Source organism: Vibrio sp. Sgm 5 (genome assembly GCF_026241575.1).
GTDB lineage: Bacteria > Pseudomonadota > Gammaproteobacteria > Enterobacterales > Vibrionaceae > Vibrio > Vibrio jasicida.
This window is the reverse complement of sequence record NZ_JAPHPY010000062.1, coordinates 1-25,642: the sequence shown is the minus strand read 5'-3', so window position 1 is coordinate 25,642 and position 25,642 is coordinate 1. Positions and strand designations below refer to the sequence as shown.

The window sequence follows — 25,642 nt, the reverse complement described above, 5'->3', positions numbered from 1 at the left end:
TGAAAGCACCGGTCTTGAAAACCGGCGTACGTTAATAGCGTACCTAGGGTTCAAATCCCTATCTCTCCGCCACTATTGAGAAGCCTCGCTAGAAATAGCGAGGCTTTTTTCATTTCTGACGTTTGAGAATTAGACGGGATTTGCATTAAGTTCCAGTTAGTCACAACCCTAGGCTAGGCATTCCAGAACTAGGCCACCACATAGAAAGCCCGCTGAAAAATCAGCGGGCTTTCGTCGTTTTTAGCATTCGAAAGTGGTGGTTGCTCTAAGCTTAACTTTTTGAATTTTAGGCATAAAAAAGCCCAAGCTTGTAGCTTGGGCTTTTCAATATCCGTTGCTTAATAGAGTTATTAAAACTCTTTTGGTGCGAAGCCTGTCATTGCATCTAGGCGAAGTTCTTTACCAACTTTAGTCAGTGGATGAACGATAACTAGACCTTTCACACGCTTCTTAAGCTTGCCGATATCTGCTTGTTCTGCTTTAGTGATTTCACGAGAGAATGGCATATCAAGCAGGCTCTTACGCTCTTTGTTTAGCTCGTATGTTTGCTTGTGCTTAAGTTGATTCAGCTTCTTCGTTAAGTCATCAACTTCATTCGTGAATTTAGTAATCATTTCGTGATCACCACGAGAACGCGCCGCATCAAGTTTACGTTGGCAAGTATCTAAACGGTTGTGCAGCTTTTGAATGTCAGTTTTAATGCTCATGGTAATTAGACTCAAATTTTTTATGGTCGAGGAGTATAGCATAGCTGAAATTCAACGCTCTACTATACTGCTCGATATCCCCACTTTACTTGATCAATTCATTGCCTGAAGCCTGCTCTGAAAAGAACGCTTCGACGTTATTTAGCGTAACAGAAGCGATGTTGTTTAGAGCCTCATGGGTCAAGAAGGCCTGATGCCCAGTAAATAGCACATTGTGGCAAGCTGATAAGCGGCGGAATACGTCATCCACGATGACATCGTTCGATTTATCTTGGAAGAACAGGTCTTTTTCGTTGTCATAAACATCTAAGCCGAGCGCGCCAATTTTGCCTTGTTTAAGCGCTTCAATGGCAGCTACAGAATCAAGTAACTCACCACGACTGGTATTGATGATCATGACACCGTCTTTCATTTGAACGAAGGCGTTTTCATTCAATAGGTGGTAGTTTTCTTCACTCATTGGACAGTGCAGAGAAATGACGTCTGCGTTAGCATAGATCTCTTCAAGAGAGCAGTAACGCGCGCCCATCTCCAACGCAAGAGGGTTTTCATATGGGTCGTAGCATAAGACTTCCATCCCTAGCCCTTTAAAGATGCGCATGGTGGCGATACCTATCTTACCTGTCCCTACGATACCAACAGTCTTGCCATAAAAGTTAAAGCCGACTAAACCTTCTAGGTTGAAGTTTGCGTCACGAGTACGCTGGTAAGCTTTATGCAAGCGTCGATTCAGACACATCATCATGCCGACAGTGTGCTCTGCCACGGCTTCTGGAGAATAGGCAGGAACGCGGACAACTTGTAAACCAAGTTCTTTCGCCGCTTCCAAATCAACCTTGTCGAAACCTGCACAACGCATCGCGATCAGTTTCGTGCCGCCAATGGAAAGTTGTTTTAGAACTGGAGCAGACAGGTCATCGTTTACGAAGGCGCAAACAACCTCGCAACCCTGTGCCATTTTTGCAGTTTTAGACGTTAATCTAAAATCATGATAGTGAAATTCGAAGTCCCGGTTGTTTTTGATTTTGTTGAAAGAGGCTTCGTCATAGGATTTTGCACTGAAAAAAGCAATGTTGAGCATAATACCCTCTCTATTTGTGCTGAATTTGTAAAGTAATCTCCTTATAAAGTAAGCCAATTTTAGTGTAATGAGTAGTTAAATTTGCACACATTAAGTTTGCTTTAGTGTGACCATCTGACTAGCATGGTTGCTCTTTTTTGTGTTCCCCTTAAGTGGATGAGTTAGGCGTTCTGGCGATGTCAGTAAAATGGTTGTCTTTGATCTTGTGTTGTACGTTTATGTCCGGTGCTCACGCAGCGGTCGATTTGGTAAAAGTTGATAAGTCGAAGCGTAGGATGTACCTGATGGAGAATGGCGAGGTCGTAAAAGAGTATCGCATCGCATTGGGTGCTAATCCAAAAGGGCACAAGCAAGAAGAGGGTGACAATAGAACTCCAGAAGGTGATTACACGTTAGATTACGTGATCAACGATTCTGCTTTCTACCGTTCTGTGCATATCAGTTACCCTGATGCGATTGATCGTTTGGAAGCGCATCGTCGCGGTGTTGCACCTGGAGGGGCAATTAAAATTCACGGTCTTAAAAATGGTGAGACTCAATCACCTCAATTTATTCAAAGCTTCGATTGGACTAACGGTTGCATTGCCATTACTAACGAAGAAATGGACGAATTTATCAAGCTAGTCAAAATGGGAACCCCAATTACTATTGAATGGTAATGAAGTTCCTAATATCGACATCTCAGCTACTACATAAAACGACTTGGATGGTCACTAAAGATGCCATCCAACATTGGCAGATGTTTTAGTTTTTTGGGATTGTTCACTGTGTAACACATCACCTTGTAGCCTGCTTTTTGTAGCTTATTGATTTGGCGTGAGCGAACCCAGTTAATATTGAGGTTACAGCTGTAGGCATCTACTTCTTCGAGCAATAATCGGTCTTTTCGACTAAAGAATTCACTTAGCACACCTAGTCTATAACCCTCACAATGCTTGTGCAGTGCTCTAATTACGTCATGACTGAAGCTTGATAAAAGGATGCGTTCTTTTGGTAAAGGACCGTCTAGAAGAGTTTTAGCCGCCATTTGAGCAACGTCATTGGCAGAGTGATGATCTACTTTAACCTCGATGTTAAGATTTAGGTCATTTTCTGCAGCAAGCTCTAGGAGCTCAGATAGTGTCATGATGGATTCATTGGCGAATTCATCGCCGAACCAACGACCAAAATCTAACGCTTTGAGCTCAGATAATGTCATTTGGTCAACTCGACCTTTACCGTTACTACAGCGGTTCACGGTATGATCATGGCAAACGACCAGTACATTGTCTTTGGTCGGTTGTACGTCGACTTCAACCCAATTTAACCCTAAATCGATCGCAGCTTGAACGCTGACTTTCGTATTTTCGGGGAACTTACCTGCCACACCTCGGTGGCCAATCAATAGCGTTGTCATATACGTCTATGCTCAATAAGAAACTGCACAGAATTGTACTCTTTTTTATGGAAAATAGAGTGCGAGTTTTGTTTCTTGTGGTATCCAATAATTATCGATGCATATTAAAGAAAGGTACTTCATCTATAAACAGCGGCGATGAGAACATAACTAATTGGTTTGTTTAGCTCTTTTTGATAAGGGCTTTTTTGGTATTTTTTATGTTCAAAAACCCTAAAAACTATAGTTGTTTAATCTGCAAATGAGTAATAGAATGCGAACCATTTTTATTTAACTGGTAGTGGATGATGTCACGAATTTTGGTCGTAGATGACGATGTTCCGTTGTGTGAACTATTGGAAGCCGTGTTACAAGAAGAAGGGTATACGGTCTCGTCAGTTCACTGTGGTGAAAGCGCGTTACAGTACATGGAAAAAACGCCTGTTGACCTCGTCTTACTCGATGTGATGTTACCTAACCTCAGTGGTATGCAGGTGGCTCGCCGTATTTGCCAACGATTCGCTACCCCTATACTGATGTTGACGGCATTAAACGATGAGAACTCGATGCTTGATGGCTACCAAGCTGGCGCTGACCAATACATCGGTAAGCCATTCAACGTCCCCGAACTGCTTATGCGTATTAAGGCGATTCTTCGTCGTGTTGGCTTAGAGCGTCAACGACAGGCTATGTGTTGTACTGTACAGAGCATGAGTGACCATCTCAACAGCCTTCCTTTGACTGGTACAGAGGCTGAACTATTGTGCTACCTAGTAAAAAACCAAGGCGTGGTAATCTCTAAGGCGGAACTGCAGACCAAAGTTCTAAAGAAAGAGTTGAGTCCTTTTGACCGTAACCTCGATATGCATATCAGTAATATTCGTCGTAAGTTAGTTGAAGCGGGCTTATCCAAACAGCACATCAAAACGTTTCGTGGTAAGGGTTATAGCTACTTAGAGGCTGTGACTGGCTAATGCGATTTGTGTGTCCATCCTACTTTGTGAAACGAAGAGACAGCCTCGCATTTCAGCTTTTTAGTTACATGACGGCTATCGTCATTAGCATCTTGGCTGTTCAAGCGGTTGCCGAACAAGCCCTAGTCAAAGCCATGCTAAAGGTACCTGCTAGTGTAAAGACTGAAATGTTGGACTTAGCGCATCAAGCTAACGTGTTGATCGAAGAAGGTGACATGGACGAGCTGGCCGATTGGGCAAATGCACAGCACTTTTACTTGTTTGTACTCGACGAAAATCAGCGCCCTCTTACACACCGTTTGATGCACCCTCACTTTGAATTCAAGTTGAAATTTAAGCGACGTTTGGACGAACAACTGGAAGGCCGAGTAAGTCGTCCGATATTCAATATTCCTCTTGTCGGAAACAACAGCCTAGTGATTCAGTTGCCTCATCGTTTGCACCCGGCTCATGATTTCATCCTTTATTTCTCTGTATTAAAGGTTGTGATTGCGGCGGTCATCTTGGCGCTGTTCTCTTTGTTAATGGCACGGAATTTACAACAACCATTGGACCGCTTAAGAGAAGCCAGTAAAAAGCTATCGAATGGTGACTTTAACGTCAGTGTGGTGGATGAGCTTAAGTCGAACACCCGCGAATTCAACGAATTAGCGCAAGACTTCGACCACATGACAAAAGAGATTCATTCTCTTGCTGAAAAGCAGCGTCGCTTGATTCGTGATGTTTCCCATGAGTTACGTACACCATTAGCGCGCCAAAATTTAGTGTTACATCTATTGCGCAAGCGAGTAGGGGAAAATGAACAAACCCTAGTGACGCGTATGGAAGAAGAGGCCAATGAGCTAAATCATCTTATTGGTGAAATCCTGGAATTCAGCCGTTTAGAGAATGCTCGCTACGATACGGAATTAAAACGCAGCGATTTAGAAGTACTATTGGCGCCTCAAGTAGAACGTTGCAAAATCGATTTGCAAATACAGCAAAACCTTACGTTTGTTTCTGAGGCGACAAGAACAAAAGCGCAATGTGATGATACGCTCGTCGTGCGTTGTTTGAATAATTTGATTGGCAATGCCATTAAGTATGCTGGTAAGTCAGCCCAGATTGATGTTTCTCTGGCGAACAAAACAACGGACAAGCACAGCTACTTAGCCGTGACGATAGCCGACAATGGACCCGGCATTCCACAAGATAAACTGACAGATATCTTTGACCCGTTCACACGATTAGATGCTTCCCGAGACAAAAAGTTAGGTGGTTACGGTCTGGGGTTGGCCATTGTAAAAGAATCCATGCGAATGATGGGTGGGAAAGTCGTTGCAAGCAATCGTTCAGAAGGCGGGCTTGTAGTGACATTACTTTTTAGACAGTAAAATTCATGTCAAAAGTGCAGATTTAATGTGATCTAGATCTCGATTGTTGGCGAGTATGACCCTTTACCGCTTTACAAAACTTTACGAATGCAAAGAATGTAAATTTAATGCAAATAGTAATAGTTATCACTTATATTCACTCGCGAAATAACTAAGAGGGAACCACATAGCAGTTATGTGCTACCCAATAATCGGAGTGAATGGGTATGTTTTCTAAGAGCCAATTGGCATTAGTGATCGGTGCGGTGCTAGCAGCACCGGCAGTGGCAGTGGCAGAAGTTCAAAATACGGATGAGCACCTAGTCGTAGAAGGTCGCGAATTCGGTTACAAAGCGGATACGAATACAACAGCAATGCGCATGGAAATGACGCAACTGGAAACTCCAGGACAAGTTGCTGTGATTGATGAAGCGGTAATCGATGAGCAGCGTGCAAGCACGTTAGGTGAAGTTCTACAAAATGACGCGAGTGTTAGTGCGGGCGGTACAAGCCGTAACCGTGAGCGTTTCTCGCTACGTGGTTTTGAACTGAGCAGTTCAGACGGCTTCCTACGTGATGGTCGTCAGCATTGGTCACACTACCGTCAACCAATTGAGCTTTTAGAGCGTGTTGAAGTTCTTAAAGGTCCATCAGGTCTACTTTACGGTAAGTCAGAACCAGGTGGTCTTGTGAACATGGTTTCTAAGAAGCCAACAACAGAAACGCAAGCAAGCTTAAGCCAAGATATCGGCTCAAATGATCATTCACGAACTGTACTAGATGTCAGTGGTGCGCTGAATGATGCTGAAACATTACGTGCGCGTGCGATTCTTGCAAAAGAAAGCTACGGCTCATGGCGTAAATACGGTGATGGTACAGAGCCACAAACTGACCGCGTAGTAGGTGGTTTGGTCGTGGAATATGACATCACAGAAAACGTCATGGTTTCAGCACACTATGACCGTACGAAAGATGACGGCGGCGTTGATTCCGGTGCTTACATCGTTGATGGCAAAGCCGTTCGTGGTGACAAGTACATCTGGGATGCACAGTGGTCAGAGATTGACAACGATGTTGAAAACTATGGTATCGACATCAATGCTCAAGTGACAGACAACGTGAATGTTAAAGCGGGTTACAACCGTCAAGACTTTAAACGTTTCGATGTAGAGTCTTACCCTAAATTCGATATGTACGAAGAAAACGGTACGATCAAGCACAAGGGTAACGAGCGTTCTGATCACTGGGTATTTGATACTGCTTATGTAGATGTGACGACTGACTTTTCTCTGTTTGGTACAGATAACACTTTCTTAGTCGGTGCAAACTACTTGGATTACAGCTACGACCGTTTTATGGCTTTCCATGATGGCGAGTATGTACCAGCTGGTGAGACGGTTGTGAAGCCAGAGCCAACAAGCTCAAAGAGATGGCCAACAAGCGAATATGATACTTGGGGTATCTACGCACAAAACATGATGACAATTAACGATTACTGGCAGGTACTTGCAGGTGTTCGTTACGATGAAAAGCGCAGCGATGATCTAACGGAAAGCCAAGTATCACCAAAACTAGGTGTGATTTTCCACCCTGCAAGCAACGGTTCTATTTACGTTCAGTACTCTGAGAGCTTTATGCCTCAAGGCACGGTAAACAGTACTGATTACACCAACGATGGTGAAGAGCTAGACGCAGAACGTGGTATCTCTTATGAAGTGGGTACTAAGTGGGAACTGTTCGATGAACGTCTGCTTGTTTCTGGTGCTGTGTTTGATATCACTCTAGAAAATATCGCATTAGATGTTGAAGACGGCGTTAATGCCGGCGGTGACGTTATGTACAAGAAGACTCAAGATGGTGAGCAAGTACACCGCGGTGCAGAAATCCTAGCGCAAGGTTTTGTTACTGAAGAACTTTCGCTAACGGCTTCTGCAATGTACTTAGACGCAGAAATTACAGAAAGTGCGGATTACAAAGGCAACCGTCCAGCGGACGTTCCTGAGTTTTCAGCAAGTGTTTGGTCGAGCTACAAAGTTCAGAACAACACAGATGTGAACCTAGGTCTGATTTATGAAGGTGAGCGCTACGGTGACGCAGCGAACACATTTAAGAAAGATGGGTATGCACGTATTGATATGGGCGTTGCGTACACTCACAAGTATGATGAGAACTTAGATATTGTGGCTCGATTCAATGTAGAAAACTTGTTTGATACTGACTACCTAGCAGGTGGGGGTAGCACCAACAGTAAACAAGAAGGAGCTAGCGGTGTAGTGATAGGCGAGGGCCGAAACTACATGGCGACAATTCAGTTCAAGTACTGATAACAAACTGATTTTTAAAGGGGAAGAGTTGTCTTCCCCTTTAGTCGTTTTTGGAAAACAGAAAATATAACTCGTATGAATCTAATGAAATCAAGTATCGCTCTGTTGATCACATCGGTTTTGATTCCCGTTCAAGCGGAAAATCTTAACGATGCTCAAGCTGTGCAGAGTAAAACTAACCAAGCGTCTGCGGTAAGCCAGAAGCGTATCGATGCAAGTGCTGAGAAGTCTTTGTCACTAGAAGCTGAAATTGAACAGTTGAATGAAGAAGTCAGCAACTTGACGATTTATCGCGACCACCTTTCAAACCTTGTTGATAGCCAAAACGAGGAAGTGGCAAGTTTGAATGAGCAAATTGAGCAAATCGCTCAAACTCGTCAAGGTGTGGTCCCGCTTATGTATCACATGCTGGATGGTCTAAAGACTATCGTTGCGAATGATAAGCCGATCCGCAAAGCGCAGCGTGAGGAGCGTATTGCTAAGCTTGATGCCATGATGACTCGAGCAGATGTCGCGGATGCTGAGAAGTTCCGTCGTATTCTAGAAGCGTACCAAATCGAAATGGACTACGGCACTAAGATTGGTATCTACCAAGGCAAGATTGCATTGGAAGGTAACGACCAAGTTGAGGCTGATATTCTTTACTTAGGTCGCGTGTCGCTAGTTGCACGTAGCCTATCTGGTGAACAGTTCTGGAGCTGGTCACAACAACAGAACGCATGGCAGTCCGTTGGTTCAGAACAAAAATCTGAACTCGATAAAGCGTTTGCCATGGCAAATAAACAGATCGCACCAAGCATGCTAACTCTGCCAGTGTCTCTAAACGTAGCGGAGGGCAAATAAATGATGAAGAAATGGCTATCGGTTGCGTTGATTTCTAGTGCTGCGCTTTTACCGCATACGACGTTTGCGAGTGACGCTCTGCTGCAAAAAGCACAACAAGAAAATCGCCAACAGCAATCCCATAACGTGGCTCGTGAGTCTGGTTTTAACAAAACTCAGCAAGAGCTACAGGCAATGAAAAATAAGCTTGTAGCAGAACGTGCGGCGCTACAAGCAGAAGCTGACACGCTTGGTGTTACTTTTAGTGAAAACGAATCAGAACTGGCTCAACTAGAAGAAAAACTACGTTTAGAAACAGGTAGCTTGGGTGAGTTGTTTGGTGTTGTTCGTCAAAACGCAAAAGAGCTGGAAGCAGAACTTAAGCACTCAGTTACTGGTGTAGATGCGAACACTTTCCAACAAAACATCGATGATATCGTTGCGGCGAAATCCCTGCCTACTTTGCCTCAGCTTCAAGCGATGTGGCGCAGTATGGAAGAACAAGTTAAAGCAAGTGGTGAGATGGCGAAGGTGTCATTCACTCTGCTTGATGGTGAAGGTCGTGAACAAACGGTCAACGGCGTTCGCCTTGGCTCAATGGCACTACTGGATGATGCTGGTTACGTGAAGTGGAATGGCCAACGCGGCGATGCAGTGAGCTACCTCCGCCAACCAGAAAATGGACCAACAGCAAGCTCGTTGAACTCGGGTGAAATCGATTCTTTAGCGATTGACCCATCACGCGGCATTTTGCTTGAGCAATTGGCAAATTCACCGACAATGGCGGATCGCCTGAATGCAGGTGGTGTCGTTGGTCAGATCATTCTTGGATTATTAGCGGTTGGTTTGATCATCGCGTTGGTTCGTGGTGTGTCATTGATGATTGCTCGTCAAAAAATCGCCAAACAGCTAAAGAACCCAACTCAGCCAGAAGACAACCCGCTTGGTCGTATCCTTGCGGTGTACCAAAAAGACAAACATCGTAGCGTTGAAGCATTAGAGCTTCGCTTATTAGAAGCGGTAGTTGACGAGCAAACTCACCTTGAGAAGGGCTTGTCGATGCTGAAATTGCTTGCAGCTCTAGCACCGATGCTTGGTCTATTGGGTACGGTAACAGGCATGATCGAAACGTTCCAAGTGATCACTCAGTTTGGTAATGGCGATCCAAAAGTCATGGCAGGTGGTATCTCTATGGCGCTAGTTACAACTGTTCTTGGTCTTGTTGCGGCAATGCCATTGCTTCTTGCTCATAACGTCTTGAGCTCTCAAGCAGAGAACATTCGCAATATTCTTGAAAAGCAAGGCATTGGTCTTGTTGCGGAACAAGCTGAGCGCGATATGCCAAAAGGCAAAAACAACCCTAACACGACAGCGGAGAACGCAGCGTAATGGAGCAGATCCTACTCAACACATTGGGTTTGATCAGTGAGGATTGGGCCTCAACCTTGATGAGCTTTATGCAGCAAGGTGGCCAAATCCTATGGTGGCTAGCGGCCGTTGTTGCGGTGTGCTGGCTACTGGTTATGGAGCGTGTACTTTACCTGACAACGGAGTTTCCGAAGGTGAAGAAACAGCTTTGTGAGCAGTGGCTAGCAAGACCTGACCACCACTCTTGGTACGCGCATCAAATCCGCGAAGGATGGATTGCAAAAGCACACATTGAACTGCGCCAAAACCTATCAACCATCAAAGTACTCGTGGCGATTTGCCCGATGTTAGGTTTGCTAGGTACGGTGACTGGCATGATCACAGTTTTTGATGTGATGGCCACACAAGGCAGTAGCAATCCAAAATTGATGGCTTCAGGCATTTCACTTGCAACACTGCCAACTATGGCAGGCATGGTTGCGGCACTTGCAGGCATGTTTGTCCATGCACGTTTGAGCAAAGTGTGTGAGCGTAAAGCCCTCCAGTTAGAACAATCTTTAAGGAGTCAGAAGTGAGACTCGGACGTAGAAATAATCAACAAGATGAAGCGCAGATCGATCTAACATCGATGCTGGATATCGTGTTTATCATGCTGATCTTCTTCATCGTGACCAGTTCATTTGTACGTGAGTCAGGTGTAGAAGTTAACCGCCCACAAGCATCGAATGTGGTTAGCCAAAAAGACGCAGGCATTTTTATTGCGGTAACAGCGGCGAACGACGTGTACATCGATAAACGTTTGGTGGATATCGAACGTGTAGAAGCGACCATTGAGCACTTGTTACTTGAGCAACCAGAGGCATCACTTGTCATTCAAGCGGATGAACATGCATACAACGGAACGGTTGTGAAGGTGATGGATGCGGCGAAAGGTGCTGGTGTGAAGAATATCGCGTTGGCGGCGGAGAAACCTTAATGGGCAGGCTACTACTCGCGCTACCAGCGTCAATTCTGATTGCGGTGAGCTTGTTTAGCTTTATGGCGTGGATGGTCGATAAAGGCAATCAACGCGCACCTCAACCGTCAGAGGCGGTGCGCTTTGACATGGTGATGGTCGAAAATGATGCTGATGTTCAACGTCGTCAACGTTCTGTTCCTGAACAGCCAGAACCACCAAAAGCACCAGAACCGATGGATTTGTCTCAAGCGGAAACCCAAGTAGAGCCGATGAGCCAAGTGACGCCAATCAGCGCATTGGGTTTGAACACGACTCTGGATGGCATTGCGATCAGTGCTCCTAATTTAAAAGGCACGATGGGTAACCAGCAAGCATTGCCTCTGTACCGCGTTGATCCTCGTTATCCAAGCAAAGCACTGAAACGTAAAATGGAAGGTTACGTAGTGATGCGCTTTACCATTGACGCGACAGGCCGCCCTAAAGACATCGAAGTGATTGACGCTAAGCCAAAACGTATCTTCGAAAAAGAAGCGATTCGAGCGCTGAAGAAATGGAAATATCAACCGAAAGTTGAAGATGGTGTCTCAATTGAGCAGTTCGGACAAACCGCTAAAGTGGAGTTCAAGTTAGCCAAATGATGAAGCAATTCTTAATCGGTGCGGTATTAAGCCTAAGTGCTTTTACCACCGTCGCGAATGAACTGAGTCAATACACGGCGACTCGTGTTCAACGCGCTCATAACCTAGCGCAAGAAGAAAAGCTGCAAGAAGCCATTTCAACTCTTGAAGGCCTCGATTTATCTCGTGGTTACGATCAAGCGTTTGTGGCGCGAATGCTGGGTATTTTCTACTGGCAGAATGAGCAAGTTAAGTCTGCAATTAAACAGCTAGAGATTGCGGTAAACAGTGGTCTTCTGGAAGATGAGCAAGCTTGGCAAACGCGCAAAATGTTGGCTGATATGTTGCTAAATGAACAGCAGTTCTCTAAAGCTTTGCCACATTATTACGACTTGAGTAAATCCGTTCCAGAGAGCCAAAAGGCGCATGAAATTTGGCTGCGTATTGCACAGTCTCATTACCAGTTAAGTCAGTGGAATAAAGTTCTCTCTGCAATGGCTCGTTATGAGAAATATGGCCAGCCAGACGAAATGGCACCACTGTCCATCAAGCTATCTGCAGAGCTAGAGCTGAAAAAGTGGCAGCCTGCGATTGGCACGATCAAACGTTTGATTGCGATCGAGCCAGAGCGTGTGGAATGGTGGCGTCAGCTTGTTGCTCTGTATCTACGTGTGGATGATGATAAGCGTGCTCTTGATGCTTTGGCTCTTGCCAAGCTGAAAGGCGTAGAGCTGAACCAAGATGACCTAAAACTTCTTGCTCAGCTATATGGCAAGCGCGGTATTCCAGAGCGTGCAGCAAAAGTGTTGGGTGAGTTAAATGACGTTAACTCAGACAGCAAGCTTAAAGCGCAGCAAGCTACCTACTGGCAAATGGCGAAAGAGTGGGATAAGTCGATAGCGAGTTGGCGCGTAGCCGCGAAGCTGGATCGCCAATACTATTGGAACTTGTCTCAGTTACTTGTCCAAGAAGGGCACTACAAAGATGCTCTGCTTGCATTGGATAAAGTCTCTGGTCGCAAAGCGGATGTGGCATTGGTTAAAACTCGTGCCTATTACAAGTTGAAACGCATTGAAGACGCACTTGCCAACGCAAAACGCGCCAATGAGATTGAGCCCTCAACTCAAGCTGAGAGTTGGGTGAAATACCTATCTCAGTTGCGTAAAGCGAAAGCGAGCCAGAATAGCTAAGTCCATGTGATAATAGAACATGCATCAACGATCGAAAGACCCGGGTTATATCTCGGGTCTTTTTGTTTGTAAATATTGAGTCTGGTTCGATCTCTTTTTAAATATCATAACGTTATATTACCGCTATCCAGCGATAAGACTGGAACGTCAGCTTTTGTTTATAAGGATAATACAATGATTCTCGATTCTGACATCTGGCTATGGTGCCCGTTAATTTTGGCGATAGCAGCGGCTTTTCTCCGCCATACTGGAGTCGCACTCGTATTGCTTGGCATCACCTTGGTTAGTGGCTTCATTCTTGGCCGTATTGAGCTTATCGCCTTGGTCGGCTCTTTGTTTGTGCTTGGCGTGTCATACCGAATTCCCAGTCTCGCTTCAAGGCTAAAAGCGAAGCCAAAAACGAAACCCATTTTCTATTTGGGGTGGGGAATCGTGATTGCTTGGTGTGCTCTGTTGTTTGTCCATCTGATCCCAGGATTCAATAATCTGCAAGTGCTCGACAAGGTATCTGCGGGGCCGTTAAGTGCTCCATTCTCTATGTACCTTAACTTAGACAAGCCGCTTGCCTTCTTTGCACTCTTACTGGCTTATCCGATTTTGCTAGGTGGTGAGTCAAAAGTAAGAGTCAAACCGGCATTGCTGGTGATGATTCCTTTGCTCTTATTGCTGCCTATTGCGTCAGTGCTTGGAGCTTTAAAGCCTGAATTGAGTTTGCCATCTTGGTGGTGGTTATTTGCTTTGAACAACTTAGTCCTGACTTGTGTGGCAGAAGAAGCGCTATTTCGTGGATTTATACAACAGTCGCTGTCCCGCCGTTTTGACTGGCGAGTCGGCTTGGTAGTAGCGAGTCTTTTATTTGGTTTGGCTCATTTTGCTGGTGGCCCACTATTAATGGTATTTGCCGCGCTTGCTGGGGCTGGGTACGGTTTGGTGTTCCATTTTACTGGCCGTTTATGGTGCGCTGTGCTCGCGCACTTCGCGTTTAATTTCTGTCACTTGCTTTTCTTTACTTATCCCATTCTAGCTCGATAACGCCTCCTCCCATTTGCTCCTGTCAGTATCGACGGGAGCAATGCTTTTTGACCAAACGTAAACAATGTAAATTAAATGCCAATACGAATGATTATCACCTAAATTACTCCCTCATTTACTGGTGATGATTGTTTTCTATGTTGCTCAAAAGCAAAGGCGTCCAAACTTGGGCACGCCGTCTGCACATTTATATTTCTATGGCTCTTTTATTGGTGACGCTGTTTTTTGCGTTAACTGGTATTACGTTGAACCGCCCAGAACTGTTTGAGCGCAGTGAACCCATCATTCAGCAACACACACTCACTGTTCCTTCAGAGCAACTATTTGCGAATGAGGGAAGCTTCCAACCTAATCGCTCTGCCCTGTTGAGTTTCTTAACACAAGAAACAGATCTACGAGGCACACCATCAGCATTCGATGTGTATACCGAGGTTGAGGGTGGTGAATTGATGATTGGTGAACTCTCTTTAGATTTCAAAGGCCCAGGCTACAACGCCACCGTTTTCGTCGATATGACGACGGGTGAAGCTGAAGTTGAAACCACTAACTACGGCATGGTTGCGCTGCTAAACGACCTACATAAAGGTCGCAACAGTGGCGATACGTGGAAATGGTTTATCGACATAACAGCCCTGCTAATGGTGTTTTTTGTGCTGACCGGTGTGTGTTTGCTGCTTCCAAAGAAAAAGACTTTTAGAACATCAATGCAGTGGATGAGTTTTGGCACTGCGTTGTCGCTCGTTATTTATTTTTTTGCTGTGCCATAACAGCCTATTCAGAGAAAAAACCAATGTTAAACATAGGCCGAATTTTTCGCCGTCACCCGTTTAGTAAAGCTGCATTGATCGCGGCTTTATCTCCTTTACCGCTTATGGCCGCTCCCTTTCCAGATAATGCCAAAGTCGACTTTGAGTTTGAGTTACCAAAGATTGATACCTCGATGTACGCAAGACCTTATGTCGCAGTATGGATCGAAGATGAAAAGCGTAAACCAGTCAAAACCATTCAGCTTTGGGTTGGTAAAGATGAGTGGTTGAAAGATCTTCGCAGCTGGTGGCGCAAAGTGGGTCGTTACGATCGCGAATTGGTTGATGCCGTAACGTCAGCAACTCGACCTGCAGGCCAATACCGATTCGTTTGGGATGGCACTAATGATGATGGTCAACGACTCGAGCAGGGTAATTACACCTTACATGTCGAAGTCGTGCGTGAACACGGTGGCCGTAATTACTTACGTCAAAAAATGCAGTTAGCGGACAGTGAAGTACGCTACCAAATAAAACCAACGGAAGAGACGGGTGTCATTACCGTCAATTACCAAATTAAGTGATAGAGAAGGAATAACAATGAAAACCAAGATGAAAGCGGTGGCATTAGCAAGTGTAATGGCAATGGGGCTAGCGGCCGCGACAACAGCACAAGCGCACCCTCGTTGGGTTCTCCCTTCTCACTTTACGGTATCAAAAGAAGGCGGTGATTGGCTAACGTTCGACGTGACAGCGTCTCACGGTACGTTTGTATTCGACAAGCCTGCAGGTAGCGAGCAAGCGTTCGTGATCATGCCAGATGGTCGTTCTGAGCGTCCGAACTTTGTGGTACGCGGCAAGCGCCGTTCGATGTTTGACTTCTACTTCGAAGAAGAAGGCACACACAAAGTGGCTATCAATAACCAACCTAGCTACTACACCCAGTACAAAGCAGGCCGTCGTGACACGGTTAAGTGGGCAAAAGCGAGCAAAGCAGATCGCGCAAGTGTGATTCCTGAAAAGGCACGTGATTTTGTTACCCAACTTAGTTACACACGTGCAGAAAGCTATGTAACGGTTGGTATGCCAACAGAAAAGGCGCTAGAGATTGAAGGTAAGCTGTTGGAAATGAAGCCGATTACGCACCCTTCAGACATTATTGAAGGTGAAGAAGTAACATTCCAATTCTTCTTTAACGGCGAGCCTCAGCAAGGTGTCACGGCGGAAATTACGCGTGAAGGTACTCTGTATCGTAACCACCAAGAGCAAATCGATGTGGTCAGTGACAAGGATGGAAAAATCACCTTCACTCCAGATGTAGCGGGTCGCTACCTAATGAAAGCAAACTACAAGGGTGAGCTGAAAAACGATCCACTTGCAGACAAAGCAAGCATGAACGTTCACCTAACGTTTGAAACTCAACTTAACTAATCAAAATTTGGCTCAGCCCTTCGCTGAGCCAATTTGGATGCATCATGAAAAACGTTTCTATTCTTAAAACCTCAGTATTGGTTGCTGGTTTTATCTCTTCTCAAGCGTTCGCGCACTTTCCATTGATGAGTTGCCATTTAGAGCAAGATAAAGTGATTTGCGAGGCAGGCTATTCAGACGGTTCTACCGCAGTGGACTATGACGTTGAAATGTACGATTACGACGACAACTTGATCGCCAAAGTAACGACAGATAAACGCTCCATTGCTGAGTTCACACATCCTCAAACCGATTTTTATTTGGTTTTCGATGCGGGGCATGAAAACCCAGTAGAAGTGGATATCGTTGAGTTAAAAGAGAAATGATTACCCAGAAGATCAGACCGGATAACGGCAGTCGAGAAGGTAAATGGGTTGCTCTAACCATCGCAGGTATTCTTGCTGTCTCCACGATTTTGCTGCCTCATCATCAGACAGAAACTGAACATACTGACGTGCAGTCTCATCAAGTGCTCATCACTGATCTTGAACAAGAAGAACTTGCGATGATCGCCGAGCTAAAGTTGGCACATGAAGAGATTCGAGATCTTCATCTAGATGCTGGCGAGTGGCCTGACGTCGGCGAATTGGAAGAATTTTGGGTTGCCCCATTTGTGCAAGACCAAAGCTGGCAGCGAAAAGGCTCTCATCAATGGCAACGCTTAGATGCTGGTATTTACCTTGGTATAAGACAAGATGAAAAAGGGGCGGCTTCAATGCTTCTTGATAGTCGTAATGCACACGCCGACATTTGGTTTATTCAGTCTACAACAAAGGCGTCTGATTTATCTCTTGTGGAGATAAGTGAACGCCAGAAGCAAGGTTGGCAACAAATTGTTCTTGTCCCTGCTACGTCTTCAAATGCTCACGCCCATTAAGCTCAATTTAAACGATAACAACTATGATGAAACGATCTTTTCTACGTCGAATTATAACGGCTAGTGCATTGCTGGCTGTAGCTTCATCGAGCTTTGCAGCAGATAAGCTCAATATTGGTATTACGCTTCAACCTTACTACAGCTATGTAAAAGCTGTAGTCGGTGACAAAGCCGAAATTCTACCTTTGGTGGATGCTGGCTTTAATCCCCACAACTATCTACCTCAACCGAATGACTTAAAGCGCTTGAAGCAAATGGATGTGATAGTCGTCAATGGTATCGGTCACGATGATTTTGCTCTTAAAGTGATTCAAGCTGCACAACGTGACGACCTCGTGGTGATAGAGGCGAACAAAGAAGTGCCACTGCTACCTGCGATGGGTCAATCAGTCGGTAAAGGCGCAGTTAACCCGCATACGTTTGTTGGCTTATCGACCACGATTCAAAAGGTTTACACGATTGCGAGTGAGCTAAGCAAGCTCGACCCAGAAAACGCGGCGTTTTATCGCAAGAATGCGCGCTCTTACGCAAAAACATTCCGCCTTTTGAAGCGTGATGCCATGTTGTCTTTAGGGCAACTTGATACTGCAGGTATGAAGGTCGCTACTACGCACAACGCTTACGGCTATATTTTGCAGGAATTCGGTGTTGACGTCGCAGCAGTTATCGAACCTGCTCATGGTGTAGAGCCAAGCGCAAGCCAGTTACAAGAAACGATAGAGAAGATTCGTCAATCTGGTATTGATGTGCTGTTTTACGAATTAAACATGCCAAACCGCTTTGTGGATACGATTGAAGAAGCTACTGGTGTACAGCTTTACCGTTTTTCTCACATGACTCATGGAGAGTATGAAGCCGATAAGGTGGAAATCGAAATGCGTGAGAACGTCGTAACTCTTATTGAAGCGATGAAGTTCGTTGCAAGCAAGCACGAACAGGAGAAAGCTTGATGTTAGGGCCTTCTATCTCTCTCGACGGGGTAAGCCTTCAATATGGCGACAACCTGATTCTACAAGACATTCAAACCCAATTTGAAGCTGGTCAATGCCACGTCATCATGGGGCCTAACGGTGGTGGGAAGACCTCTCTTTTGCGCTCTGTTCTGGGGTTAACCCCATTTACTGGTGACATTTCTGTCCATTGGCCAGACTGCGACCATGCAACGAAAATCGGCTATGTACCGCAAAAAGCCATGTTTGAAGCCAGCCTGCCGCTCACGGTTATGGATTTCGTTTTGCTTAACCAAACCAGAGTGCCGCTGTTTTGGCGACGTAAGACCAAGCAAACTCAACAAGCGCTTGATCAACTAGAGCGTGTTGGCATGGCTTCTCGTAGTGATCGCCGAATGGGACAGTTATCGGGTGGTGAGCAGCAGCGTGTTTTGTTCGCTCAAGCTTTATTAGACGATCCAAGTTTGTTGGTGCTTGATGAGCCAACGACTGGCATGGATGAGCAAGGGGTTCGTTACTTAGAAGGTTTGATTCATGAAGTGGTTGCTGAAGGTAAAACCGTGCTCGCAGTGCATCATGATGTGACGGCTGTACGTCGTTTGGATGCTCAGGTCCATGTCGTGAATCGTCAAATCGTGGCGTCAGGGCACCACTCTGAAGTGCTAAGTCCAGAACGTATTGAATCTCTATTTAAGCACTACACAGCAAAAGTGGAGGCGGCGTAATGGATTGGTTAAGAGAGCTTGCTCTGCATGGTGTGGAAGCGGGTTGGTTAAGCGACAGTTTTGCTTACGCGTTTATGGTCAACGCGATAGTGGCTGCGCTCATTCTTGGTCCCTTGTTAGGGGGGTTAGGCACACTAGTCATCGCGAAGCGTTTAGCGTTCTTTTCAGAAGCTGTTGGTCACGCCGCGCTTACGGGTATCGCTATTGGTGTGTTGCTGGGTGAGCCACCAGAAAACCCATTCATTGGATTATTTAGCTTCTGCATGATCTTCGCACTGTTGCTGCATTTCGTGCGAAATCGAACCAATGTTCCTTACGATACATTGGTCGGTGTGTTCCTAGCACTGGCTTTGGCCGTTGGTGCTGCCTTGCTAATGTACGTGGCACGAAAGATCAACATCCACATGCTGGAGAATGTTCTATTCGGTTCAATCCTGACGGTAACAGACAGAGACATTACGATTCTGGCCGTGAGTTGCTTGATCATTTTATTGCTTTTGATTCCGACATTTAACCGCATATTACTGACTTGCATCAGCCCAGATATCGCGCGTGTCCGTGGATTCAATACCAGCTTCTACGATTACTTGTTCGTTATGATGATCACGCTTGTGACCATTGCGGCGGTGAAGATCATTGGCGCTGTATTAGTAGGGGCATTACTGCTGATTCCTGGTGCAACAGCCCGTCTTCTTACGAAGAGAATGGGGAGCTTTGTGTTGCTCTCATCACTGCTGGCGACCATTGCGTGCTTGGTTGGTACGGTCTTACCGATGGAGTTGGAACTCCCTGTGCCATCTGGCGCGTCGATCATCATTGTTTCGGCAACCTTCTTCTTAACTGCAACCATGTATCGCATTGTGCGTAAAGCTTAAATCTGGATATTCGAATATGAACACGAAAAAGATAATTATGGGATTGAGCTTGGCAATAGCGAGTACAACTGCGCCGTTTGCTTTTGCCAAAGACATCGTTACGAGCACTCCTGTGACCTACATGTTGGCTGAACAGTTGATGCAAGGTACGGATATCGAGACGACTTACTTGCCGCCTAAACGTTATGGGATTGAGCGTTTGGCGAATTGGTTTGCAAGTAAAGGAACTGAACAAGTTACCACAGCAGGAAAGAATGCAACGGTAGCGATCACATTAGGTGCTGTTTGGCATCAAGACCCTACATTCGTGTATGCGCGTCAGGGAAATGTGCGCTTGATAGAGATTGATGCCTCTCAAGCGATTTCACCGAGAGCGCAAGGCGTTGCGGCATTAATGTTGGATAATGGCGAAACGTCGAAATACGCGTGGATGAATCCGAGTAACTTGATTCGAATGGCAGCGATTGTTGGTGAGGACCTACAAAAGGTATACCCTCAACATCAAGCTCAGATTGAAAAGAACCAGCAAGCCTTGATGCTGGACGTACGGGAACTGATCAATCAACAACAAGAAGTAATTTTCGAAAAAGAGATCGATTCGGTGGTATTGTTGGGTGAATCGTTAGAAGATTTTGCATCAGGAAACCAACTGTTTGTGGTCGATCGCCAATTCAAACCAGAATTGGAATGGTCAGAGGCAGAGAAACTATCTTTAAAAGCTCAATTTGAGGAAGATGAAACTCTGTGGCTGATCACTGATAAACGCCCGTCAAAAACGTTAACTTCATTAGTTTCACAGGACCGCATACTGCAAATTGATGTTATTGACCGATGGGGCAGTAAAGGTATCAAAACTGAGAAGCCACTCGCACGCTGGCAGTTGTAACACGTAAAGTACCACATAAATTATGAAGGGAACTGAAAAGTTCCCTTTTTTTATGGGATCAAGATCAAAAATCAACCACAAATAACACCAGTTGCATAAGAAAGTATTTGTTTCATTTATATTTCATTACTACTTTGTTATCTGTTCGTTGCGATTGATGCTTTTTGCTTTTGTTGTCGGGGCGAACCAGTACAAACAACTATATGGATGTTAACAATGAAAATGAAAACTCTAGCCGTTGCAGTGGCGGCACTAGCAGGTGGTTCTCAGGTCTTCGCAGCAGAAGTTTACAACAGCGACGGCACATCTCTTTCTATCGGCGGCCACGTATCTGTGGGCGTTGGTGAGTACTTTGAAGAAGAAGTTAAAGTTCACCAAGTATCTCCTCGTATTAACATCGGTGGTAAAAAAGACATCGGTAACGGCGTAACTATCGATGCTAAAGGTGAATGGGCACTGAACTACCTTAATGGTGGCGATACTTCATTCAAAACACGTCTAGGTTACATTGGTGCTACTCACGAGCAGTACGGCCGTCTTGTTGCTGGTACACAGTGGGCTCCATACTATGACGTAGCAGGCGTTGCGGATTTACCAATCGCGTTTGCCAATGACTTCTTATACGACAACCAAGGCAACCTAGGTACTGCACGTGCGGACAAAATGCTTAGCTACCGCAAGGGCTTTCAGTTTGGTGAAGGGTTTGGTCTGAACGTTGGTCTAGGCTGGCAGGGTGAACAATCAATTTATGACCAACGCGGTCAAATCGCTCTAAGCACTGAGCTTGCAGGCTTCGGTCTAGGCTACGTATACAGTGGTGGTGACGTTGAGGTTGGTGCTAAAAACGAGTCAGCAACTTCTCACGTATTCTCTGCTAACTACGGTACTTATGGTTCAGGTCTATACGCAGCACTAGTATATGGCATGAATGACTACTTCTACGATATGCGTGAAGAAACAAGCCAGCTTGAAGGTCTATTGGCTTACGGCGTTAACAACTGGACATTCAGTGTTAACTACGAAGGCGTGGAAGACGAGAAAGACAACAAGACAGTTACTAGCGAAACGGCTCTACAAGCAGAGTATGCAGTGACGCCATCTTTCTACACGTTTGCTGCTTACCAGTTTGATCTAGGTAACGACTACAACAACGAAGAAAACGACTACTGGACTCTAGGTGCTCGTTACTACTTCTAATAAATAGGACAGTTTCTACTGCCTAAACACATTTATTGTGTTAACGCCTACTCGCTGTGAGTAGGCGTTTTTCTTTCTGTTTAGCTCAGCTGAGTTATGTTACCGAGTATCTAGATTGAAAATGCCCGCTTAAAAGCGGGCATTGTTTTCGGTGACTCATAGCGAATGACGACTAAAGCTTATTTGGTCTCCAACAGATCTAGGAAGAAAGCGTACTCAAGCGCGTCTTCTTTTAATCTTTTGAATCGACCAGAAGCGCCACCGTGGCCTGCTTCCATATCGGTTTTGAATAGCAAGACGTTATCGTCAGTCTTCATTTCACGAAGTTTGGCGACCCACTTCATTGGCTCAAAGTACTGAACTTGTGAGTCATGCAACCCCGTTGTCACTAGCATGTTCGGGTAATTCTGAGCTTCCACGTTGTCGTACGGTGAGTAGCTCAGCATGTAGTCGTAGTAGGTTTTGTCGTTTGGATTACCCCATTCATCGTATTCGTTGGTCGTGAGAGGAATCGACTCATCCAACATGGTTGTCACTACGTCAACAAACGGAACGTGCGCGCCAATACCACGGTAGAGCTCTGGTGCTTGGTTGATAATAGCGCCCATCAATAGGCCACCCGCAGAGCCACCAACAGCAAACACTTTATCTTTTGCGCCATAACCTTCTTCAACCAGTCCTTTGGTTACGTCGATGAAGTCATTGAAGGTGTTTTGTTTAGTCAGCTTTTTGCCATCTTCATACCAAGGACGACCAAGCATTTCTGAACCACGAATGTGAGCGATTGCGTATACAAATCCGCGATCAAGTAAGCTCAGGCGGGTTGAGCGGAATGTTGGCTCGATGGTGGAACCGTATGAGCCGTAACCGTACTGGTAGATTGGGTTAGTGCCGTCTTTCTTGAATAGGTCTTTGCGGTAAACCAATGAGACTGGCACTTGCTTACCATCACGAGCAGTCACCATGATGCGCTCTGATTGATAGTTATCAGCATCAAAATCACCAAGTACTGGGGTTTGCTTCATGATTTCAGACTCACCTGTATTTAGGTCGAAATCGTAGTAAGTCCCCGGTGTCGTCAGGCTGCTGTAGTAGATGCGAACTTTTGAATTGTCTAGTTCAAGGTTGCCCGTTAGGTAAGCAGCAAAAGCCGTATCATTAAACTCGAGTGGAAACTCTTTACCTGTTGATAATTGACGAACCTTCACGGTCGACAAGCCATTCGTGCGCTGCTCATAAACAAGGTGATCGTCAAACAAGTCGAAATCGACTAGCTGAGAATTGTCGTTAGCGGGAATGACATCGACCCATTTAGAGCGGTCATGCATCTCTTCCGCTTTCACTTTCATTAAACGGAAGTTTACTGCTTGGTAGTTGGTGTAGATGTAGTACCAATCATCCAATTTGGCGATGCTGTACTCAATGCCGGTCTCTCTAGGGTAGAAAGCTTCGGCTTTGGCGTTGGGGTTGTTAGCATCAATCACAGACACGCCACTTGTCTCTGTGCTTGAGTGCCAAATGTAAACTTGCTCACCGTCTTTACTCTTACTTAAGAAGGTGTAGTAAGCGCTGTCGGTTTCTTCGTAGATCAGCTCATCGCTTGTTTGAGGTGTTCCCAATACATGGCGGTAAACTTGATAACCTAAAAGTGTTTGCGGGTCTTTCTTGATGTAGTAGAAAGCTTGGTTGTCGTTTTGCCACGCAATCGCACTTGACGCGCCTTCAATTTCATCTTTTAGATATTTGCCTGTCGTGAGGTCTTTGATCTTGATGGTGTAAATACGGCGACTCAGCGTATCTTCGCCATAAGCCAACAAGTTTTCATTTGGGCTGATCGTTAAGCCGCCAATACTGAAAAACTCATGTTCTTTCGCTAGCTCATTAACATCTAAGATGACTTGCTTATCTTTACCTGCAAAGTCTTTTGAACGTAGGTGAACTTCGTATTCGTTGTCACCTGTGACTTCGTTCGAATAGTAATAACTGCCTTTACGAACCGGAACGGAATTGTCATCTTTCGCTATGCGACCTTTGATCTCTTCAAAAAGCTGATCTTGCAGTGCTTCTGTATGTTTTAGCACGGTTTCAGCGTACTGGTTCTCTTGTTCAAGGTGTTGCAAGATTTCTGGATTTTGGCGCTCGTCATCTCGCATCCAGTAGTAATCATCGATTCGGGTATCACCATGAATCGTCATTGCATGAGGGACTTTTTTAGCAACGGGAGCTTGGGTTTGTTGAGCGACGAGTTGCGATTGGGAGTAATGGTTCATGGTTGGTAATCCTTGATTGCTGCATCCGGCGACTAGCGCGACCGATACGGCCAACGTGGTTAAAGTGAAACGCATCTGTGTATCCTTATTGTGTACTCTTCTCGTGTTGTTTCGCCATTCATTTATCTTGCGAGTAAAAGTACGTTTGTGTTCTTCCAGTGAATATCTTTATATCGAATGGCAAACGAATAATTTCTGTATAAGCAACTGTTCTTTTTAGCAAAGATTGGATGGGATGTTAAATGCAATTGCTGGTGAATGAGAGCTGAAGGGTAAGATGTGTGCAACAAAAAAGGGACACACTTTTCAGCATGTCCCTTTTGGGGGATGAGAGTCAGATTTTAGATCGCCAATGGCATTTCATTTGAGTGGTCGTGCTTGCGATTAACCCAACGCAAACCAAGCATAGCGATGATCGACATTGCCATCATCAAACAACCTAGCGGCATTTGGTCTTGTGCCGGGAAGAACGAAGCCAACAGCGTCGCGATACCCGCACCTAGGTTTTGCATACCACCCAAAATCGCACCGCCAGTGCCCGCATGGTATGGGAACGGTGAAAGTGCGCCTGTTGTTGCCGCGGGGAACAAAATGCCCGCACCCAAGAAGTAAATGGTTGCACCGCCAATCAGAGTCAACGCCGTTGTTAGACCAAACAGACCCGGAATCAATACCACTGCTGAGCCAACTAAGATAGCGACTAGACCAACATTCAAAGCACGGCGCTCAGAACGGCGTTGTGCGATATAGCTCGATAGACCTGCGCCGACTAAGTAACCCGGAATCGGTAAAACAAACAGCAAACTGACAGTGGTTGCTGGCAAGCCAAGTACGCCGCCCAGTAGTACACCGGCTGCTGCTTCAAATACTGCAACGCCCGCGAAAGTTGCCACCAACACCAATAAGAAGCCTTGGAAGCGTTTGTCTGAAAGCACGAACTTGTAGCTCTTTGCCACAGACTCATGTTTGCGGCGCTCTTTCGGCAAGGTTTCCATCATGCTTGTCATCATGGTAATGACCACCGCGATACCAAATAGTGCGAGGAATAAGTAGCTAGAGCGCCAACCGAAAGCTTCAGTTAGGTAACCGCCCAGTACAGGGGCCATCAATGGTGAGAAAATCACACACATGCTGATCAAGCTGTTTGCACGGTGTAGCTCTGCGCCTTCAAAACAGTCACGAGTCAGAGTTCGAGACATAGCCCCACCACAGCCGATACCCAAACCTTGGATGAAGCTGCCCGCTAGAAACCATTCGTACTCATGAGCAAATAGCGCCACCAAAGTACCAAGAATGTAGATGATCAAGCCAGCAACGATAATTGGTTTACGACCGAGGCGATCAGAAAGCGGACCATAGATGAATTGCGATAGACCGTAAGGGATCAGGTAACACGCCATCACGGCTTGAAGTGACGACGCTGATACCAAGAACTCACCCGCCATATGACCGATAGAAGGCACGTACATCGTTTGAGTCATTTGACCTACGGCAGTCAGAATTGCGATTAAAAAGGTAAGTTTCGCTAATGGAAACGAGGCGGACATTTGCGTATCTCTCTAAAAATTAGGACGTAAAGAGCCTTAGCGCTCCATTAAGGAGAGCCAAATGAATAAGGCGATTAGGGAATCTAGGCGCGAGATATTAGAGCTTGAGTGCCGACTTAGCAATCAAAAAGTGTGAAGTTGAGCAAGATAAAAATCTATGATTTGGATTAGAAAAACTAATCTAATTTTGAGGTGCTTTAAAAACAGAAAAGGGAGCCGAGACCTGTCTCTTGATCACAAGTCTAGTGTTCAAGAGACATTGCTAGCTCGTAGCCTTCAAGGATGGTTTGTAGTTTAAA

General features: G+C 45.4%; 26 protein-coding genes. 21 read left to right on the top strand and 5 right to left on the bottom strand.

Annotated features, from left to right (window positions below; genetic code table 11):
• Window positions 1–350: 350 nt before the first annotated feature.
• Together OQJ86_RS23305 and OQJ86_RS23300 are read right to left on the bottom strand one after the other, a co-directional pair.
• A complete protein-coding gene (locus OQJ86_RS23305; RefSeq protein WP_038868502.1) occupies window positions 351–707 on the bottom strand; it encodes a YibL family ribosome-associated protein in 357 nt (118 codons plus the stop codon).
• Window positions 708–792: 85 nt separating this feature from the next.
• On the bottom strand, window positions 793–1,788 hold the full coding sequence (locus OQJ86_RS23300) for a 2-hydroxyacid dehydrogenase (protein WP_265991375.1): 996 nt from the start codon (window positions 1,786–1,788) through the stop codon (window positions 793–795).
• A gap of 176 nt (window positions 1,789–1,964) precedes the next feature.
• Between OQJ86_RS23300 and OQJ86_RS23295 the strand changes: the two genes are divergently transcribed.
• Window positions 1,965–2,447: a L,D-transpeptidase family protein gene (locus tag OQJ86_RS23295; protein ID WP_038868568.1), complete on the top strand. Its 483-nt coding sequence runs from the start codon at window positions 1,965–1,967 to the stop codon at window positions 2,445–2,447.
• A gap of 29 nt (window positions 2,448–2,476) precedes the next feature.
• On the opposite strand, the gene OQJ86_RS23290 is transcribed toward OQJ86_RS23295, so the two are convergent.
• Window positions 2,477–3,184: a glycerophosphodiester phosphodiesterase family protein gene (locus OQJ86_RS23290; protein ID WP_038882195.1), complete on the bottom strand. Its 708-nt coding sequence runs from the start codon at window positions 3,182–3,184 to the stop codon at window positions 2,477–2,479.
• A gap of 287 nt (window positions 3,185–3,471) precedes the next feature.
• Here OQJ86_RS23290 and OQJ86_RS23285 point away from each other — a divergent pair, with 287 nt between their 5' ends.
• The 20 genes from OQJ86_RS23285 (at window position 3,472) to OQJ86_RS23190 (ending at window position 21,526) form a co-directional block, all read left to right on the top strand.
• Window positions 3,472–4,137, top strand: a complete 666-nt coding sequence (locus OQJ86_RS23285) for a response regulator transcription factor (protein ID WP_038868505.1) — start codon at window positions 3,472–3,474, stop codon at window positions 4,135–4,137.
• Complete coding sequence (locus OQJ86_RS23280; RefSeq protein ID WP_265991369.1) at window positions 4,137–5,510, top strand: sensor histidine kinase; 1,374 nt, start codon at window positions 4,137–4,139, stop codon at window positions 5,508–5,510. The genes OQJ86_RS23285 and OQJ86_RS23280 overlap by 1 nt, the downstream gene beginning before the upstream one ends.
• A gap of 206 nt (window positions 5,511–5,716) precedes the next feature.
• Window positions 5,717–7,813, top strand: a complete 2,097-nt coding sequence (locus tag OQJ86_RS23275) for a TonB-dependent siderophore receptor (RefSeq protein ID WP_265991367.1) — start codon at window positions 5,717–5,719, stop codon at window positions 7,811–7,813.
• A gap of 75 nt (window positions 7,814–7,888) precedes the next feature.
• Window positions 7,889–8,656 (top strand): DUF3450 domain-containing protein, encoded by a 768-nt coding sequence (locus tag OQJ86_RS23270; RefSeq protein ID WP_045398895.1) that lies wholly within the window; start codon window positions 7,889–7,891, stop codon window positions 8,654–8,656.
• A complete protein-coding gene (locus OQJ86_RS23265) occupies window positions 8,657–10,024 on the top strand; it encodes a MotA/TolQ/ExbB proton channel family protein (RefSeq protein WP_265991365.1) in 1,368 nt (455 codons plus the stop codon).
• Window positions 10,024–10,578 (top strand): MotA/TolQ/ExbB proton channel family protein, encoded by a 555-nt coding sequence (locus OQJ86_RS23260; protein WP_009705136.1) that lies wholly within the window; start codon window positions 10,024–10,026, stop codon window positions 10,576–10,578. Before OQJ86_RS23265 ends, OQJ86_RS23260 begins: the two co-directional genes overlap by 1 nt.
• Window positions 10,575–10,979: an ExbD/TolR family protein gene (locus OQJ86_RS23255; protein WP_005438299.1), complete on the top strand. Its 405-nt coding sequence runs from the start codon at window positions 10,575–10,577 to the stop codon at window positions 10,977–10,979. Before OQJ86_RS23260 ends, OQJ86_RS23255 begins: the two co-directional genes overlap by 4 nt.
• The gene (locus OQJ86_RS23250; RefSeq protein WP_265991362.1) at window positions 10,979–11,599 is read left to right on the top strand and encodes an energy transducer TonB; all 621 of its coding nucleotides are present in this window, start codon (window positions 10,979–10,981) and stop codon (window positions 11,597–11,599) included. The genes OQJ86_RS23255 and OQJ86_RS23250 overlap by 1 nt, the downstream gene beginning before the upstream one ends.
• On the top strand, window positions 11,596–12,768 hold the full coding sequence (locus OQJ86_RS23245) for a tetratricopeptide repeat protein (protein WP_265991360.1): 1,173 nt from the start codon (window positions 11,596–11,598) through the stop codon (window positions 12,766–12,768). The genes OQJ86_RS23250 and OQJ86_RS23245 overlap by 4 nt, the downstream gene beginning before the upstream one ends.
• A gap of 174 nt (window positions 12,769–12,942) precedes the next feature.
• Window positions 12,943–13,800, top strand: coding sequence for a CPBP family intramembrane glutamic endopeptidase (locus tag OQJ86_RS23240; protein WP_265991358.1), 858 nt, complete (start codon window positions 12,943–12,945; stop codon window positions 13,798–13,800).
• A 137-nt stretch (window positions 13,801–13,937) separates the two neighbouring features.
• A complete protein-coding gene (locus OQJ86_RS23235) occupies window positions 13,938–14,567 on the top strand; it encodes a PepSY-associated TM helix domain-containing protein (RefSeq protein WP_265991356.1) in 630 nt (209 codons plus the stop codon).
• A gap of 23 nt (window positions 14,568–14,590) precedes the next feature.
• Window positions 14,591–15,130, top strand: a complete 540-nt coding sequence (locus tag OQJ86_RS23230) for a DUF2271 domain-containing protein (RefSeq protein WP_038868515.1) — start codon at window positions 14,591–14,593, stop codon at window positions 15,128–15,130.
• Between the two features lie 16 nt (window positions 15,131–15,146).
• Window positions 15,147–15,977, top strand: a complete 831-nt coding sequence (locus tag OQJ86_RS23225) for a DUF4198 domain-containing protein (protein ID WP_265991353.1) — start codon at window positions 15,147–15,149, stop codon at window positions 15,975–15,977.
• Between the two features lie 44 nt (window positions 15,978–16,021).
• Entirely contained in the window at window positions 16,022–16,342 is a 321-nt protein-coding gene (locus OQJ86_RS23220; RefSeq protein ID WP_005438283.1) for a hypothetical protein, read from the top strand.
• Window positions 16,339–16,893 carry a DUF6162 family protein gene (locus OQJ86_RS23215; protein ID WP_104027517.1) on the top strand — a complete coding sequence of 185 codons (555 nt, stop codon included), beginning with the start codon at window positions 16,339–16,341 and terminating at the stop codon, window positions 16,891–16,893. Before OQJ86_RS23220 ends, OQJ86_RS23215 begins: the two co-directional genes overlap by 4 nt.
• Before the next feature lie 23 nt (window positions 16,894–16,916).
• A complete protein-coding gene (locus OQJ86_RS23210; RefSeq protein WP_265991350.1) occupies window positions 16,917–17,843 on the top strand; it encodes a metal ABC transporter solute-binding protein, Zn/Mn family in 927 nt (308 codons plus the stop codon).
• The gene (locus OQJ86_RS23205; RefSeq protein ID WP_265991348.1) at window positions 17,843–18,568 is read left to right on the top strand and encodes a metal ABC transporter ATP-binding protein; all 726 of its coding nucleotides are present in this window, start codon (window positions 17,843–17,845) and stop codon (window positions 18,566–18,568) included. The genes OQJ86_RS23210 and OQJ86_RS23205 overlap by 1 nt, the downstream gene beginning before the upstream one ends.
• On the top strand, window positions 18,568–19,443 hold the full coding sequence (locus OQJ86_RS23200) for a metal ABC transporter permease (RefSeq protein ID WP_045413497.1): 876 nt from the start codon (window positions 18,568–18,570) through the stop codon (window positions 19,441–19,443). Before OQJ86_RS23205 ends, OQJ86_RS23200 begins: the two co-directional genes overlap by 1 nt.
• 16 nt (window positions 19,444–19,459) lie before the next feature.
• On the top strand, window positions 19,460–20,329 hold the full coding sequence (locus OQJ86_RS23195; RefSeq protein ID WP_265991345.1) for a metal ABC transporter solute-binding protein, Zn/Mn family: 870 nt from the start codon (window positions 19,460–19,462) through the stop codon (window positions 20,327–20,329).
• A gap of 216 nt (window positions 20,330–20,545) precedes the next feature.
• Window positions 20,546–21,526 (top strand): porin, encoded by a 981-nt coding sequence (locus OQJ86_RS23190; RefSeq protein WP_265991343.1) that lies wholly within the window; start codon window positions 20,546–20,548, stop codon window positions 21,524–21,526.
• 179 nt (window positions 21,527–21,705) lie between these two features.
• Here OQJ86_RS23190 and OQJ86_RS23185 read toward each other — a convergent pair whose 3' ends face one another.
• Together OQJ86_RS23185 and emrD are read right to left on the bottom strand one after the other, a co-directional pair.
• The gene (locus tag OQJ86_RS23185; protein WP_265991341.1) at window positions 21,706–23,871 is read right to left on the bottom strand and encodes a S9 family peptidase; all 2,166 of its coding nucleotides are present in this window, start codon (window positions 23,869–23,871) and stop codon (window positions 21,706–21,708) included.
• Between the two features lie 266 nt (window positions 23,872–24,137).
• A complete protein-coding gene (gene emrD / locus OQJ86_RS23180) occupies window positions 24,138–25,343 on the bottom strand; it encodes a multidrug efflux MFS transporter EmrD (protein WP_045409448.1) in 1,206 nt (401 codons plus the stop codon).
• Window positions 25,344–25,642 lie beyond the last annotated feature (299 nt).

What these genes read in the sequence shown, in the direction of transcription:
- OQJ86_RS23195 (WP_265991345.1), top strand. Translation starts at nt 19,460, where the DNA reads ATGAACACGAAAAAGATAATTATGGGATTGAGCTTGGCAATAGCGAGT.
- OQJ86_RS23215 (WP_104027517.1), top strand. Translation starts at nt 16,339, where the DNA reads ATGATTACCCAGAAGATCAGACCGGATAACGGCAGTCGAGAAGGTAAA.
- OQJ86_RS23265 (WP_265991365.1), top strand. Translation starts at nt 8,657, where the DNA reads ATGATGAAGAAATGGCTATCGGTTGCGTTGATTTCTAGTGCTGCGCTT.
- OQJ86_RS23245 (WP_265991360.1), top strand. Translation starts at nt 11,596, where the DNA reads ATGATGAAGCAATTCTTAATCGGTGCGGTATTAAGCCTAAGTGCTTTT.
- OQJ86_RS23185 (WP_265991341.1), bottom strand. Translation starts at nt 23,871, where the DNA reads ATGCGTTTCACTTTAACCACGTTGGCCGTATCGGTCGCGCTAGTCGCC.
- OQJ86_RS23225 (WP_265991353.1), top strand. Translation starts at nt 15,147, where the DNA reads ATGAAAACCAAGATGAAAGCGGTGGCATTAGCAAGTGTAATGGCAATG.
- OQJ86_RS23200 (WP_045413497.1), top strand. Translation starts at nt 18,568, where the DNA reads ATGGATTGGTTAAGAGAGCTTGCTCTGCATGGTGTGGAAGCGGGTTGG.
- OQJ86_RS23240 (WP_265991358.1), top strand. Translation starts at nt 12,943, where the DNA reads ATGATTCTCGATTCTGACATCTGGCTATGGTGCCCGTTAATTTTGGCG.
- OQJ86_RS23230 (WP_038868515.1), top strand. Translation starts at nt 14,591, where the DNA reads ATGTTAAACATAGGCCGAATTTTTCGCCGTCACCCGTTTAGTAAAGCT.
- OQJ86_RS23250 (WP_265991362.1), top strand. Translation starts at nt 10,979, where the DNA reads ATGGGCAGGCTACTACTCGCGCTACCAGCGTCAATTCTGATTGCGGTG.
- OQJ86_RS23285 (WP_038868505.1), top strand. Translation starts at nt 3,472, where the DNA reads ATGTCACGAATTTTGGTCGTAGATGACGATGTTCCGTTGTGTGAACTA.
- OQJ86_RS23190 (WP_265991343.1), top strand. Translation starts at nt 20,546, where the DNA reads ATGAAAATGAAAACTCTAGCCGTTGCAGTGGCGGCACTAGCAGGTGGT.
- OQJ86_RS23280 (WP_265991369.1), top strand. Translation starts at nt 4,137, where the DNA reads ATGCGATTTGTGTGTCCATCCTACTTTGTGAAACGAAGAGACAGCCTC.
- OQJ86_RS23210 (WP_265991350.1), top strand. Translation starts at nt 16,917, where the DNA reads ATGATGAAACGATCTTTTCTACGTCGAATTATAACGGCTAGTGCATTG.
- OQJ86_RS23305 (WP_038868502.1), bottom strand. Translation starts at nt 707, where the DNA reads ATGAGCATTAAAACTGACATTCAAAAGCTGCACAACCGTTTAGATACT.
- OQJ86_RS23290 (WP_038882195.1), bottom strand. Translation starts at nt 3,184, where the DNA reads ATGACAACGCTATTGATTGGCCACCGAGGTGTGGCAGGTAAGTTCCCC.
- OQJ86_RS23235 (WP_265991356.1), top strand. Translation starts at nt 13,938, where the DNA reads ATGTTGCTCAAAAGCAAAGGCGTCCAAACTTGGGCACGCCGTCTGCAC.
- OQJ86_RS23300 (WP_265991375.1), bottom strand. Translation starts at nt 1,788, where the DNA reads ATGCTCAACATTGCTTTTTTCAGTGCAAAATCCTATGACGAAGCCTCT.
- OQJ86_RS23270 (WP_045398895.1), top strand. Translation starts at nt 7,889, where the DNA reads ATGAATCTAATGAAATCAAGTATCGCTCTGTTGATCACATCGGTTTTG.
- emrD (WP_045409448.1), bottom strand. Translation starts at nt 25,343, where the DNA reads ATGTCCGCCTCGTTTCCATTAGCGAAACTTACCTTTTTAATCGCAATT.
- OQJ86_RS23205 (WP_265991348.1), top strand. Translation starts at nt 17,843, where the DNA reads ATGTTAGGGCCTTCTATCTCTCTCGACGGGGTAAGCCTTCAATATGGC.
- OQJ86_RS23220 (WP_005438283.1), top strand. Translation starts at nt 16,022, where the DNA reads ATGAAAAACGTTTCTATTCTTAAAACCTCAGTATTGGTTGCTGGTTTT.
- OQJ86_RS23295 (WP_038868568.1), top strand. Translation starts at nt 1,965, where the DNA reads ATGTCAGTAAAATGGTTGTCTTTGATCTTGTGTTGTACGTTTATGTCC.
- OQJ86_RS23260 (WP_009705136.1), top strand. Translation starts at nt 10,024, where the DNA reads ATGGAGCAGATCCTACTCAACACATTGGGTTTGATCAGTGAGGATTGG.
- OQJ86_RS23275 (WP_265991367.1), top strand. Translation starts at nt 5,717, where the DNA reads ATGTTTTCTAAGAGCCAATTGGCATTAGTGATCGGTGCGGTGCTAGCA.